The 13,255-nt window shown below is 68.2% G+C and carries 11 protein-coding genes; 1 reads left to right on the plus strand and 10 read right to left on the minus strand.

What is annotated here, in order from left to right; genetic code table 11:
* Positions 1-51: 51 nt before the first annotated feature.
* The 8 genes from AC5YGJ_RS10640 to AC5YGJ_RS10675 all read right to left on the minus strand — a co-directional run bounded on the left by AC5YGJ_RS10640 (position 52) and on the right by AC5YGJ_RS10675 (position 10,329).
* Positions 52-1,320, minus strand: coding sequence for a septal ring lytic transglycosylase RlpA family protein (locus AC5YGJ_RS10640; RefSeq protein ID WP_249842827.1), 1,269 nt, complete (start codon positions 1,318-1,320; stop codon positions 52-54).
* A complete protein-coding gene (gene mltB / locus AC5YGJ_RS10645; RefSeq protein WP_496186517.1) occupies positions 1,317-2,462 on the minus strand; it encodes a lytic murein transglycosylase B in 1,146 nt (381 codons plus the stop codon). The genes AC5YGJ_RS10640 and mltB overlap by 4 nt, the downstream gene beginning before the upstream one ends.
* Before the next feature lie 668 nt (positions 2,463-3,130).
* Positions 3,131-4,225, minus strand: a complete 1,095-nt coding sequence (rodA, locus tag AC5YGJ_RS10650; protein ID WP_496186518.1) for a rod shape-determining protein RodA — start codon at positions 4,223-4,225, stop codon at positions 3,131-3,133.
* A 150-nt stretch (positions 4,226-4,375) separates the two neighbouring features.
* Positions 4,376-5,488 carry a rod shape-determining protein RodA gene (rodA, locus tag AC5YGJ_RS10655; RefSeq protein ID WP_496186519.1) on the minus strand — a complete coding sequence of 371 codons (1,113 nt, stop codon included), beginning with the start codon at positions 5,486-5,488 and terminating at the stop codon, positions 4,376-4,378.
* Positions 5,485-7,554 carry a penicillin-binding protein 2 gene (gene mrdA / locus AC5YGJ_RS10660; protein WP_496186520.1) on the minus strand — a complete coding sequence of 690 codons (2,070 nt, stop codon included), beginning with the start codon at positions 7,552-7,554 and terminating at the stop codon, positions 5,485-5,487. The genes rodA (AC5YGJ_RS10655) and mrdA overlap by 4 nt, the downstream gene beginning before the upstream one ends.
* 3 nt (positions 7,555-7,557) lie before the next feature.
* Positions 7,558-8,043: a rod shape-determining protein MreD gene (gene mreD / locus AC5YGJ_RS10665; protein ID WP_249842822.1), complete on the minus strand. Its 486-nt coding sequence runs from the start codon at positions 8,041-8,043 to the stop codon at positions 7,558-7,560.
* Positions 8,040-9,161, minus strand: a complete 1,122-nt coding sequence (gene mreC / locus AC5YGJ_RS10670; protein WP_496186521.1) for a rod shape-determining protein MreC — start codon at positions 9,159-9,161, stop codon at positions 8,040-8,042. Before mreC ends, mreD begins: the two co-directional genes overlap by 4 nt.
* A 121-nt stretch (positions 9,162-9,282) precedes the next feature.
* Positions 9,283-10,329: a rod shape-determining protein gene (locus tag AC5YGJ_RS10675; RefSeq protein WP_005411077.1), complete on the minus strand. Its 1,047-nt coding sequence runs from the start codon at positions 10,327-10,329 to the stop codon at positions 9,283-9,285.
* Positions 10,330-10,612: 283 nt separating this feature from the next.
* Here AC5YGJ_RS10675 and AC5YGJ_RS10680 point away from each other — a divergent pair, with 283 nt between their 5' ends.
* The gene (locus AC5YGJ_RS10680) at positions 10,613-11,551 is read left to right on the plus strand and encodes a carbohydrate kinase family protein (protein ID WP_249842820.1); all 939 of its coding nucleotides are present in this window, start codon (positions 10,613-10,615) and stop codon (positions 11,549-11,551) included.
* Positions 11,552-11,815: 264 nt separating this feature from the next.
* On the opposite strand, the gene AC5YGJ_RS10685 is transcribed toward AC5YGJ_RS10680, so the two are convergent.
* Positions 11,816-12,436, minus strand: coding sequence for an HAD family hydrolase (locus AC5YGJ_RS10685; RefSeq protein ID WP_496186522.1), 621 nt, complete (start codon positions 12,434-12,436; stop codon positions 11,816-11,818).
* Positions 12,436-13,167 carry a hypothetical protein gene (locus AC5YGJ_RS10690; RefSeq protein ID WP_496186523.1) on the minus strand — a complete coding sequence of 244 codons (732 nt, stop codon included), beginning with the start codon at positions 13,165-13,167 and terminating at the stop codon, positions 12,436-12,438. Before AC5YGJ_RS10690 ends, AC5YGJ_RS10685 begins: the two co-directional genes overlap by 1 nt.
* Between the last annotated feature and the right edge of the window lie 88 nt (positions 13,168-13,255).

A 13,255-nucleotide genomic window follows, 5' to 3' on the forward strand; every position in this document is an offset into this window, starting at 1 on the left:
GGCCATTGTAAGGCCGGGGGAGCGTGGGCCGGCAGCACCGGCCCGGGCGGATCAATCCTTGACGATCTGCGGCGACCCCAGCCCCAGACCGGCGATGCGGCCGACAAGTTCCGCGGCACTGGCATGGTCGTTGGCGGGAACACGCAGGCGGAACAGGGTACGGCCACCGGCGGCGATATCGCTGATGGTCGCCCCGACGATGCCGGCAGCGTTGAGCTGGCCCATCGCGCGGTTGGCGTTGTCGCGGCTGGAGAAACTGGCGACCTGCACCATCACCGCGCCGACCACCTGTTGCGACAGGCTGGGTGTGGCCGGGGTGCTACGCACCGGTGCCGGTGCCACCGTACGCGGCGCGGTGCTGGCCACCACGGCCGGCGCAGGAGCTGTGCTGCGCACCGGCGGTGCGCTCGGCGGCAGGCTGCTGACCGCCACGTCCGGCGCCGTACTGGCCACGCCCTGGGTGGTGGCCGGCTGGCCGCGCGACGGTGCACCGTCGGTCGGCAGGCGATTGACCAGGCGATCGATGTCACTGTCGGCCGGCGCACGTGCGGCCGGTGCCGACCGCGTGCTGGCCATGGCGGTGGCGGCGGCTGCTTCGGCGGCACGACGCTCACGGCGCGAGGGTTTCTGCGCCAGCAGGTTGCTCTCGCCCGGCTGCAGCGCGCGCACTTCCACATTGCCGGTGCCGCGCTGGGTGATGCCCAGCCGCACCGCAGCGGCATAGCTGAGATCGACCACGCGGCCATCATGGAACGGGCCGCGATCGTTGACACGCACGATCACCGATTCGCCGTTGTCCAGGTTCGTCACGCGGGCGAAGCTGGGCAGCGGCAACGTCTTGTGCGCGGCGGTGAACTGGTACATGTCGTAGACCTCGCGGTTGGAGGTCAGGCGGCCATGGAACTTGGCGCCGTAGTAGGAGGCGGTACCGCGCTCGACGTAATCATGGGTGTCGTCGAGCACCTTGTACGACTTGCCCAGCACCACGTACGGCGACTTGTTGCCGATCGCCGAGCGCTCCTCGGCGGTCACTTCCGGTTCGGGAATGCAGGCCACGTTGGGAATGTAGGTGGGCGTGCTGTCCTTCACCCCGGGCTTGTACAGGCCACCGGCGGTGTAGTTGCCGCGGGTGCTGAGGTCTTCCTTGGCCGCCGCGTAGGGCGAACCTTCCGGACAGTGCGCCGGGCGCGAACCGCGGCCCTGCACCAGCGTTCCGCTGGACTTGCCAGCATGGCCGGCGGTGGCCGGCTTCTTCGGCGCGCTGCTGCACGCTGCCAGCGCGAGGACGATCAAGCTCGGGACCAGCCATCTGATGTTCATGCCGGGGGCAGCTCCTGTCCGGCGATGGCCTGGGACAACTGGAACACGGCCATCGCGTACATCTTCGAGAGGTTGTAGCGGGTGATCGCGTAGTAGTTCTGGAAGCCCAGCCAGTACTGCTTGCCGGTGCTGCCTTCCAGGGTGATCGGGGTGGCGGTGGCGCCCGGCTGCACCGGCGCGCTGGGCTGGTAGCCGCGCTGTGCCAGGTCGGCCAGCGACCAGGTGGGCATCCACTCGGTCGGGTTGAACTCCTCGCGGCCCGGCGCCAGCGTGGCCGGCACGGCCACCTGGCCACCGCGCACCCAGCCGCCCTTCTTCACGAAGTAATTGGCGATGGACGAGAACACGTCGTCGTAGCTGTTGAACAGGTCGCGGCGGCCATCGCCGTTGCCGTCCACCGCGTAATCGAGGTAGCTGGACGGCATGAACTGGCCCATGCCCATCGCGCCGGCATAGCTGCCCTTGAGCGTGGTGATGTCGAGCTTTTCTTCGCGGCCCAGCTCGAACAGCTTGGCCAGCTCATCGCGGAAGAACAGCTCACGGCGCACTTCGCGCTCCAGCTTGGCCGGGTCGCCGCTGCGCGGGTAATAGAAGGCCAGCGTGTACAACGCATCGAGCACGCGATGGCTGCCGGCGTTCCTGCCGTAGCTGGTTTCCACGCCGATGATCGCCACGATCACTTCGGCCGGCACGCCGGTGCGCTGCTGCACGCGATCCAGTTCGGCGCGGTGTTCGGCCAGGAACGCGCGACCACCGTCGATACGTGCCTTGCTGATGAACATCGGCCGGTATTCGTTCCACGGCTTGACCCGCTCGGCCGGGCGCGACATCGCGGCGATGATCGGCTGACGCACCTGGGCCTGGTCGAGCACGTTGCGGATCTGCTCCGGCTTCAGGCCATAGCGCTTGGCGGTATCGGCAATGAAACGAGCCCGCGCAACCTCGAACGGCACCGGGGTGAGATCGACCGGCGGCGCGCTGGCAGCGGTGGCTTCGGGTGCGGCCTCGGCCGGACCGTGCGCCTTGGCGGCGGGCTGGCGCGGCGTACTGCTGGCCTGGGGCGAAGACGGTGGGGTCTTCGGCTGGGTCGCGCAGGCGACCAGGCCGAGGGTGAGCATGCAGGCCAGAGTGCGTCGAATCATCGTCGCAGGTTAGCAGGTCATGGATGAATTAAAACCCCTAACACCATGAATCACAACGATTTGCCCGCGTTCAGCGGGAAATGTGAAGGCGTCGTGATCACCCTGCCCCATTCAGTGAGAGGTGGCCGGTTGCGTCCCCATCCCCGCAGACGCAACCGGCGACCGGATCCGGTCGGTACCTGCGCGGCTGCCGCTCCCCAGTGGCAGTGCTCCGCGCTCCCTGTACCTGTTGGATCAGTACTGCTCCCGCCCGACGCCCCCTCGCGCTGCAACGATTGACGGCGCGCCGTGCCGAACGGGCCGCCATTGTGCAGGCCGATTACGACAAGTCCATTGATCAAGATCAACGCGGCGTAAAAGTGTGAGCCCCTTAACAATTTTTCTGGACTTTGGTCAGTGGGCGGGCCTCCACGCGTTGTTGTGAGAACGCTTCCACAACAGGCGTTGCGCAGAGTCAGGAAGGTTCCAGCCAACGGCGCAACCCCTCGTGGGTGGTTGGGTGGGTCGCTGAAAGCAAAAGCCGTGGTGGGGGCGGGGTCGGGCTGGGTGCGCGGGGGACGCCGTGAATCCGTCCCTGGCACTACCCACCCACCCGGCCAGCCCTCAGCAAGCCGGCTTCAAGCGACCCACCCAACCACCCACGAGGGGCTGCGCCGTTGGCTGGAAACCTAACCGCCGTGCACGGGCCGGTGCCCCCGCACCGCCATCACCAACCCGATACCGGCCAGCAGCGACACCGCCGAGGTCCCGCCGTAGCTGATCAACGGCATTGGAATGCCTACCACCGGCAGCAGGCCGGAAATCATCCCGCCATTGACCAGTACATAGACGAAGAACGCCAAGCCCAGGCTGCCGGCCAGCAACCGTGCGTGCGTGTCGCGCGCATGCACCGCGATCCACAGGCAGCGCCCGACCACGAACAGGTACAGCGCGAACACGCTGGCCACGCCGATCCAGCCGAACTCCTCGGCCAGCACCGAGAACGCAAAGTCCGTGGTGTACTCGGGCAGGAAATCCAGGGTGGCCTGGGTGCCCTGCCCCCAGCCGCGCCCGTCCCAGCCACCGGAACCGATCGCGATGCGCGACTGCAGGATGTTCCAGCCGGTGCCGAGTGGATCGGCCGCCGGATCGAGGAAGGTCAGCACGCGATCCTTCTGGTATTGCCGCAACAGGCCGAACCAGGCCAGCGGTGCGGCTACGGCCAGGCCCATCGCACCGGTCGCCACCCAGCCCCAGTGCAACCCGGCCAGCAGCAGCGCGAACACCCCGCTGGCGGTGACCAGCGTGGCGGTGCCGAGGTTGGGCTGCAGCAGGATCAACACCGCGGGTACGCCGATCAGCACGGCGGCGGTCAGCACCGTGCGCGGCGACGGGGGCAGCGGCTGCCGGTGCAGGTACCAGGCCATCATCAGCGGCAGGCTGAGCTTGAGCAGCTCGGACGGTTGCAGGTAGAACACGCCCAGGTTGAGCCAGCGCTGCCCGTACTTGCCGGTGCCGATCACATACACCGCCATCAGCGGCAGCATCGACAGTGCGTAGATCGTCGGGGTCCACGCACGCAGGCGCAGCAGCGAAACGCGCGACAACAGCCACATCGCGGCCAGGCCACCGGCGAAGCGCGCCGCCTGCCCGGCCACCGGGCCGGACACGCTGTGCAACACCGCCAGGCCGGCGCCCATCAGGATCAACAGCGCGGCCAGCAACGGCAGGTCTATCGTGCGCACCGCCTCACGGCAGAGGCCAAGCAGTCGTTTCCATTCCACATGCGCACGGTAGCAATGCGTGCTTGCGTGAAACTGTCAGGGGCACATGTGCACCTGTGGCGCCGAGCCATGCTCGGCTTGGGCCCGGGTGTGCTGTACGAAGGGCAGCTGAGCATGGCTCGGCTCTACAAGGAGCAGGAAGTGCGACGGCTAGCCGTAGCCGCCGTGCACCGGGTTGTGGCTGCGTACCGCCATCACCAGGCCGAAGCCGGCCAGAAGCGACACTGCCGAGGTGCCGCCGTAGCTGATCAGCGGCATCGGCACGCCCACCACCGGCAGCAGGCCGGAAATCATGCCGCCGTTCACCAGCACGTAGACGAAGAACGCCAGCCCGGTGGCACCGGCCAGCAGGCGCGAGTACGAGTCGCGCGACTGGCTGGCGATCCACAGGCAGCGCCCGATCACCACCAGGTACAGCGCCAGCACGGTGGCCACGCCGATCCAGCCGAACTCCTCGCTCAGCACCGAGAACGCGAAGTCGGTGGTCTGCTCGGGAATGAAATTCAGGTGTGACTGCGAGCCCTCGCCCCAGCCCTTGCCATCGAAGCCGCCGGAACCGATCGCGATCTTCGACTGGATGATGTTCCAGCCGGCACCCAGGGCGTCCATTTCCGGGTCCAGGAACATCATGATGCGGTCCTTCTGGTACGGCCGCAGCAGCCAGAACCAGGCCACCGGGGCCACCGCGGCCACGCCGCCCACGCCCAGCCCCACCCACCACCACGGCAGGCCGGCCAGCAGCAGCACGAACACGCCGCTGGCAGCAATCAACACGCCGGTGCCGAAGTCAGGCTGCAGCATCACCAGCCCGGTCGGCACGCCGATGATGACCAGTGCGGTCAGCACGGTGCTCAAGCGCGGCGGCAACGGCATCTTGTGCAGGTACCAGGCCACCATCATCGGCAGGCTGACCTTCAGCAGTTCGGCCGGCTGCAGGTAGAAGAACTTCAGGTCCAGCCATTGCCGGCCGTACTTGCCGGTGCCGAGCACGAACACCGCCAGCAGCGGGATCATCGAGATCGCATAGATGAGCGGAGTCGCCGAGCGGATGCGCAGGATCGGCACGCGTGAGATGCCCCACAGCGCCGCCATGCCCACCGCGAAACGTGCGCCCTGGGCCATCACCAGGCTGTCGCCACCCGCGCTCTTCAAGGTGGCCAGGCCGATCACCATCAGCGCACCCAAAGCAAGGCACAGCACCCAGTCCAGCGTGCTGAAGAAGCGGCGCAGCATGTCGCCGGCCCAGCGCAGGAACACTTTCATCGTGCAGGCTCCACAGCCGTCGGGCGCGGCGTGGCCGGCAGTGCGGCGGCAGCCGGCGTGGTCGGCGCAGGTGCCGGTGCGGGCGTCGGCACCCCCACCTGCACCGGGTGTTCGCCCAGCTGTGCGGCGCCCAGATCCCCGGCCTGCCGCGCGCCGGCGTCTTCGTTGTCGAACGCGGTGGCACCGATGGCGGTGGTGCCACGCTCGCTGTCCAGCGGCTGCATGCCCTCGGGCATCTTGCCCAGCAGGTAGGCATCGAACACCTTGCGCGCGATCGGCGCGGCGGCCGAACCACCGTAACCGCCGCCTTCCACCGCCACCGCGATGGCGATCACCGGGTTTTCGACCGGCGCGAAGCCGACGAACAGCGCGCGGTGGCGCAGGTGCATCGGCAGGCTCTTCGGGTTCACCGCGGCAGTGCCCTTGCGGCTGATCACCTGTGCGGTGCCGGTCTTGCCGGCCATCACGTAGGGCGCACCGACCGCCACGCGCCAGCCGCTGCCGCCGGGCCGCATGGTCGCCATCATGCCTTCACGCACCGCCTGCACGTTGTTGGGGTTGGGGCTGACCGGCTTGCTTTCGCCCGGCGGCGTCGCCGTCCAGTCGCTGTCGAAGCCGTCGCGCTGCTGGATCACCAGGTGCGGGGTGCGCAGCTGGCCGTCGGCCAGGCCGCTGACGCCGCGCGCCAGCTGCAGTGGGGTGACCTTCCAGTCACCCTGGCCGATGCTGATGTTGACCGTATCGCCGGGATACCAGGCTTCCTTGCGGCTCTTCCGCTTGTAGGCCGGCGACGGCAGGATGCCACCGATCTCGCCGGTCAGGTCGATGCCGGTCGGCTGGCCGAAGCCGTAGTACTCCATGTAGTGGTCGAAGCGCTCGATGCCCAGATCCAGCGCCAGCTTGTAGTAATAGGTGTTGACCGATTCGGCGATGGACTTGCGCAGGTCGGTCCAGCCGTGGCCGCCGCGATGCGCATCACCCCAGCCGCGGCTGGTGCCGGGCAGGTAGAACATGCCGGTGGACAGCACCTTGTCTTCCGGACGGCGCACGCCCGAGTCCAGGCCGGCCAGGCCGATCAGCGGTTTCAACGTGGAACCGGGCGCGACACCACCGAGTACCAGGCGGTTGAACTGCGGCCGCGACGGGTTTTCGTTCAGCGCCTTGAAGTCAGCATGGGAAATGCCGTTGACGAACAGGTTGGGGTCGTAGGACGGCAGGCTGACCATCGCCAGCACCTCGCCGGTGCGCGGGTCCATCGCCACCGCCGAGCCTTCCTGGTCGCCGAACGCGGCCACCATGGCGCGCTGCAGATCGGCATCGATCGACAGCCGCAGGTCGGCGCCGGACTGCGCGGCGACACGGCCGATGGTGCGGATCGCACGGCCCTGCACGTTGGTCTCAACCTGCTCGTAGCCGACCTTGCCGCGCAGCTGCTGCTCGTAATACCGCTCCAGGCCGGACTTGCCGATATGGGTCAGTGCGGCATTGCCTTCGCCCAGGATCTCCAGATCCTTGTCATCAACGCGGCCGACGTAGCCGATGATGTGCGCGAACAGATCGCCGTACGGGTAGCGCCGGGTCAGGTAGGGCTCGAGCTCGACGCCGGGGAAGCGCCAGCGATCGACAGCGAAGCGCGCCATCTCCTCGTCGCTCATGCGCAGCTTCAGCGTGACCGGCAGGAACTTGCGGCGCGCCTTGCGCGACTTGTTGAACGCTTCCAGCTCTTCCGGGCTGATGCTGATGATCTTCGCCAGCCCTTCCAGGGTGGCATCCATGTCCTTGACCTTGTCCGGGGTCACGTCCAGGCGGAACGCCGGCACGTTCTCGGCCAGCAGTCGGCCGTTGCGGTCGTAGATCATGCCGCGCCCGGGCACCACCGGCCGCGGCTTGATGCGGTTGGCTTCCGAGCGCGTGGCGTAGACATCGTGGTCCAGCACCTGCAGCTTGAAGTACCAGCCGCCCAGGCCGAGCAGGCAGACCAGCACGCCCAGGAACCCCAGTGCCGCGCGGCGGCGGAACTGTTCGGCTTCGGCGTGCGGGTTCTTGACCTGGCGGCGCGGGATCATGGCTCAGCGCCCGCGCTTGCCGAAGCGCACCGCGTCCAGCAGCACGAACACCAGCGGCCACAGGCCCATGCCCAGCAGCGGCGCCCACCAGTACGACCACGGCAAGGTCGGCTCATCCACCACGATGTGGACCAGCGCGCTGACGATGCGGTCGTTGAACAGCAGGCCGCCGATGGCCAGCATCTGCTGCGACATCGGGAAGAAGCGGATGCGGGCACGGAAACGCTGCAGGATGAAGGCCAGCATCACCAGCCGCAGCGCCTGTTCGCCGAGCACCCCGCCGTACAGCAGGTCGGCGATGACGCCGCTGGCGAAGGCAATGCCCAGGCCCACCCGTTCGGGGGCTTCGATCACCCAGTAGGCCAGCACCAGCGCCAGCCAGTACGGGCGCAGCGGTTGCAGCAGCGCCGGCAGCGGCAGCAGGCCCAGCAGCAGCGCGATCACCAGGCTGGCCGGCAGCACCCACGGATTGTCGCGCAGGCGGCTCATCGCTGGGCCTCCGGAATGACCGGGGTCGGTTCGACCGGTTGCGGTGCGTGCGGTTCCGCCGACGGATCCGGCGCCGCTGGCGTTGCCGCCGGTGCGGTCGCCGCCGGCCGGCGGAGCGGAGCCGCTACCGGGGTTGCAGGAGCCGTTGCCGGGGAGGTGGATGCAGCCGGGGCCGAGGCCGCCGGCGCGGTGGCGGTCTGCGCCGGCAGCGTCGCGCCATCGGCGGGCCCACCTGGAGCGGGCGCTTCCAGCTGCAGGCGCAGCTCCGGCGGAATCCGGATCGCCGCACCCGGCCGCAGCAGCAGCACGTCGCGGCCGCGGTCGAGCTGTGCCGCCGGCTTCAGTTCGCCGACCAGGAAGGCGTGGGTATCGTCCGGACGCAGGCCGGTGATGGTTCCGACCGGGAAGCCGGCCGGGAAGCGGCCGCCGAGGCCGGAGGTGACAATCTCATCGCCCACTTCCACCCCCGCGCTGAGCGGGATGTCGCGCAGCTCCAGCGTATCGCCGCGGCCATAGACGATCAGGCGCACGCCGTTGCGGGCCACGGTCACCGGCACCGCATGGTCGGGATCGGTCAGCAGCAGCACGGTAGAGGTGCCGCCGGTGACGCTGATCACCTGGCCCATCAGACCGCCGGCATCGATCACCGCCTGGCCGACGTGCACGCCTTCGCGGCTGCCGACGTCGAGCACCAGGCGCTGCTTCACCGGGTCCAGGTCGATGTCCAGGATCGGCGCCAGCTGCACGTCCAGGCCACTGCGCTCGGCCACGTTCAGCAGTTCGCGCAGCTGGGCGTTGTCCAGCGCGGCGGTCTGCAGGCGGGTAAGGCGGGCATTGGCCAGCAGCAGCTGGTTGCGCAGTTCACGGTTCTCGCTGACCAGCTGGGTGTGGCTGGCGGCGGAATCCTTGACCTGGTTGCCGAGCTTGCCGGGCAGGCCGGCCAGCGCCCATACCGGCTGCACCAGGCTGTTGGCCTGCTCGCGCAGGCGCGCCAGCCAGCCGGCCTGGTCGTCGAGGACGATCAGGGTGATGGCCAGTGCGAGGTAGGCCAGCAAGCGCAGGGGGCTGGCGGCATCACCGGATCGGGAGGCGACGGGAGGACCGGCGTAGGGCGGCACGGCAACGATTCAACTGGCAGGAGGCGGAGGGGAAACACGCGGACGCCCCGCCGGTGCCGGCCCGCCATGACGGCGGGCCGCACCCCGGAAGGGCGCGGCGGGCAGGAACGGCCGGGACGGCTTATTCCGGCGCAAAGAACTCGTTGCCGTGCATGTCCACCAGCTCCAGCGCACGACCGCCACCGCGGGCCACGCAGGTCAGCGGATCGTCGGCCACCTGCACGTGCAGGCCGGTTTCCTCGGAGATCAGGCGGTCCAGGTCACGCAGCAGGGCGCCGCCACCGGTCAGCACGATGCCGCGCTCGGCGACGTCGGCGCACAGTTCCGGCGGGGTCTGCTCCAGCGCCAGCTTGACCGCGCTGACGATGCCCGACAGCGGTTCGTGCAGGGCTTCGAGCACCTCGTTGGAGCTGATCTTGATCATCTTCGGCACGCCCTCGGCGAGGTTGCGGCCAGAGATTTCCAGTTCCTGCACTTCGGCCTGCGGGTAGGCACAGCCCAGTTCGACCTTGATGCGCTCGGCGGTGGCTTCACCGATCAGCATGCCGTGGTTGCGGCGCACATAGTTGGTGATCGACTCGTCGAAGCGGTCGCCGCCGATGCGGACCGAGGCCGAATAGACGATGCCGTTGAGCGAGATCACCGCCACTTCGGTGGTGCCGCCGCCGATGTCGATGACCATCGAACCACGGGCTTCGGTAACCGGCATGCCGGCGCCGATCGCGGCGGCCATCGGCTCTTCGATCAGGTACACGTCACGGGCACCGGCTTCCTCGGCCGATTCCTTGATCGCGCGGCGCTCGACCTGGGTCGAACCGGCCGGCACGCAGACCAGCACGCGCGGGCTCGGGCGCAGCACGCGCGACTTGTGCACCTTCTTGATGAAGTGCTTGAGCATCGCCTCGGTGTAGGTGAAGTCGGCGATGACGCCGTCCTTCATCGGGCGGATGGTGGTGATGTGGCCCGGGGTACGGCCCAGCATCTGCTTGGCTTCGGCGCCTACGGCTGCCACCGAGCGGGTGCCACCGATGGCACGGTCCTGGCGCACGGCCACGACCGACGGCTCGTTCAGCACGATCCCCTGCCCGCGCACGTAGATGAGGGTGTTGGCCGTGCCCAGGTCAATGGACAGGTCGTTGGAGAACATGCCACGGAGTTTCTTGAACATCTGAGGAAGGAGTCCTGAGGGGTGTCGTGCCCGCCGCGGGATGGCGAAAAAATGGGCAGAATTCGAGGCCGACAAGCCTAGCAACCCGCCTGCCGCCGAGCAAGGAAAAAACTAGCTGAACCCGCGTCTTGACAGGCTTTCGGCCGGATCGGGCATCACCCGGTTCTGGCCCTGAGCGGCACCAGCGGGTAACCTTTGCGCCGTCGGGCGCCCAAGGGCGCCGTTTGCTTGCCTGCTGAACCGGGCCGGCCCACCCCAAAATTCACCGCATAGGCTTACATCGATGTCCGCTCTGATCTGTGGTTCTCTTGCCTTCGACACCATCATGGTGTTCCCGGACCAGTTCAAGAATCACATCCTGCCGGACAAGGTGCACATCCTGAACGTGTCCTTCCTGGTCCCGCGCATGCGCCGCGAGTTCGGCGGCTGCGCCGGCAACATCGCCTACAACCTGCACCTGCTGGGCGGCCAGCCGATCCCGATGGGCACCGTGGGTTCGGACTTCGGCCCGTATCGCGAGTACTTCGAAGGCCTGGGCATCGACCTGTCGCGCGTGCGGGTGATCGATGAGCTGTTCACCCCGCAGGCGTTCATCACCACCGACCACGACAACAACCAGATCACCGCCTTCCACCCGGGCGCGATGATGCGTTCCTACGAAAACCACGTGCGCGGCGTGCCGGGCGTGACCCTGGGCCTGGTCGGCCCGGACGGCCGCGAGGGCATGATCCAGAACGCGCTGGAATTCCACGAGGACGGTATTCCGTTCATCTTCGACCCGGGCCAGGCCATGCCGCTGTTCAACGGCCCGGAGCTGCGCGCCTTCATCGAACAGGCCGACTACGTGGTGGTCAACGACTACGAGTCGAACCTGCTGCAGGAGCGCACCGGCTGGGACGAACAGGAAATCGTCAGCCGGGTGAAGGCCTACATCACCACCCGCGGCCCGAAGGGCGCGGTCATCCACACCCCGGAAAAGAGCTACGACATCCCGCCGGCGCACGAGCGCCGCGTGGTCGACCCGACCGGTTGTGGCGACGCCTTCCGCGCCGGCCTGATCTACGGCATCCAGAAGGGCTACGACTGGCTGACCATCGGCCGCATGGGCAACCTGATGGGCGCACTGAAGGTCGAGCACCCGGGCACCCAGAACCAGCGCTTCACCTTTGATGAGTTCAACGAGCAGTTCAAGCAGCAGTTCGGTTACGCGCTGGGCGCCTAAGCCGAACTGCCCGCGCATTCCACCTTGTCCCCGCGCCTTCGGCGCGCCCCCTTGAACAACAAGGGGGCTTTCCACCCGATGCGCTGCGGGGAATGCTGTTGGTAGGTGTCGACCTGGGTCGACACTGCCGGCCAGCGGCCGGCACTACCGGAACCTTCGACTGGCACGTTGCCTGCGCTCTGTAGAGCCGAGCCCGCGCTCGGCTGGCACGCGCCGGCGCGATCTGACCGCAGAGCAGCCGAGCGTGGGCTCGGCTCTACACGGTCATGCGGCCTGCCACGCCGCCTGCAGCGCGCGGCAATCGGCGAAATGCCAATCGGCGCTGCCCGGCCACGGGTTCTCCGGCAGGTTGACCAGCACGGTATGCGTGCCCGCCGCGCGGCCGCATTCCAGATCGTAGGCGTGGTCACCCACCATCACCGCCTCCGCCGCTGCCACGCCCCAGCGCCGCAGGTGCTGCTGCAGGCCATCCGGTGACGGCTTGGGCACCGCTTCGTCGCGGCCGATGATGTCGGCGTCGTCGAACAGCGCGCCCACCCCGATTGCCTCCAGCGTCAGTTTCGCCAGCGCGTGGTCGTTGCGGGTGAGGATGCCCAGTCGGCAGCCCGCGGCCGCCAGCGCGCGCAGCAGCTTCACCGCGCCCGGCGCCGGCAGCGCATCCTCGGCCAGCGCGCGCTCATGATCCAGCAGCCACGCGCGCTTGGCCTGCGCCGGTGCGTCCGGCAACGCCGCGATATGGTCGAGGATGTCTTCCTCGGCGGCGATCTGCAGCGCGCGGCGGATCGCGGCGAAATCATGCACGGCGATGGTAAGCGTGCCGTCCATGTCGAACACCCAGTGGCGGATCGCGGACAACGCGTGCACTGCGCCGCCCGCCGCCGCCATTACTGCCACCACTGCGGCATGCGACTGGCGTCGACGCCACCGGTCTCGAACACCGCCGTGCGGGTACCACCGGCCTTGACCGGGAATTCGATGCTGATCGACTTGCCCTTGCGCGCCAGCTTCCACAGCGCTTTCTGGTCGGTGATGAACAGCGCGATGGCTTCATCGGTCTTCGGGCGCCAGGCCGCCATCGACACCGGCTTGCCATCGTCCACGGTCACCTTCACCGTGCACTGTGGGCAGCGGAAATCGCCGGCCTGCAGCACCAGGTAGGCGTGCCGCTTCCACTCCGGATGGTCGCGGAACACCAGCTGCACCGGTTTGGCACCGCTGCCATCCACATCCACGCGTTCCTTGCTGAAAATCTGCGCCGAGATCTGGTGGCCCTTGTTGCCCACCGGAATCTGGTTGTACTGCCACAGCCCCTGCATGCGGCGCAGGTCGCGCGCAGCATCACCCTTGGCCTTTACGTCATCGAAACCGGCGGCGATGCGCTCGGCGGCGGCGGTGTCCTTGTACTGGTCCAGCAACGAGGCGCCATGCAGGCGCGCACGCTCCCAGTCCTGCGCGGCCACGGCTGCGTCGTACTGCTTGGCGACGTCCTCGGCCTTGGCTTCCTTCTGCGCCTGGGCGGCGGCAGCGGCGGCTTCCTGCGCCTTGCGCTCTTCCTCGGGGTTGCTGCAGGCGGCCAGGGCCAGGGTACAGGCGGTGAGCAGGATCAGTCGTTTCATCGGGGAGTCCTTTACGGGTGCATCCCGATTCTATCGGCAGCGAAAAGCGGATACAGCAACGGCGGGTTTCCCCGCCGCTGATGGTGAA

Source organism: Stenotrophomonas sp. CS3K5, assembly GCF_059515225.1.

Excerpts from the sequence above, each read along its gene's own strand:
- AC5YGJ_RS10640 (WP_249842827.1), bottom strand. The coding sequence starts at position 1,320 with ATGAACATCAGATGGCTGGTCCCGAGCTTGATCGTCCTCGCGCTGGCA.
- mltB (WP_496186517.1), bottom strand. The coding sequence starts at position 2,462 with ATGATTCGACGCACTCTGGCCTGCATGCTCACCCTCGGCCTGGTCGCC.
- rodA (WP_496186519.1), bottom strand. The coding sequence starts at position 5,488 with ATGAAAGTGTTCCTGCGCTGGGCCGGCGACATGCTGCGCCGCTTCTTC.
- mrdA (WP_496186520.1), bottom strand. The coding sequence starts at position 7,554 with ATGATCCCGCGCCGCCAGGTCAAGAACCCGCACGCCGAAGCCGAACAG.
- mreD (WP_249842822.1), bottom strand. The coding sequence starts at position 8,043 with ATGAGCCGCCTGCGCGACAATCCGTGGGTGCTGCCGGCCAGCCTGGTG.
- AC5YGJ_RS10675 (WP_005411077.1), bottom strand. The coding sequence starts at position 10,329 with ATGTTCAAGAAACTCCGTGGCATGTTCTCCAACGACCTGTCCATTGAC.
- AC5YGJ_RS10680 (WP_249842820.1), top strand. The coding sequence starts at position 10,613 with ATGTCCGCTCTGATCTGTGGTTCTCTTGCCTTCGACACCATCATGGTG.
- AC5YGJ_RS10685 (WP_496186522.1), bottom strand. The coding sequence starts at position 12,436 with ATGGCGGCGGCGGGCGGCGCAGTGCACGCGTTGTCCGCGATCCGCCAC.
- AC5YGJ_RS10690 (WP_496186523.1), bottom strand. The coding sequence starts at position 13,167 with ATGAAACGACTGATCCTGCTCACCGCCTGTACCCTGGCCCTGGCCGCC.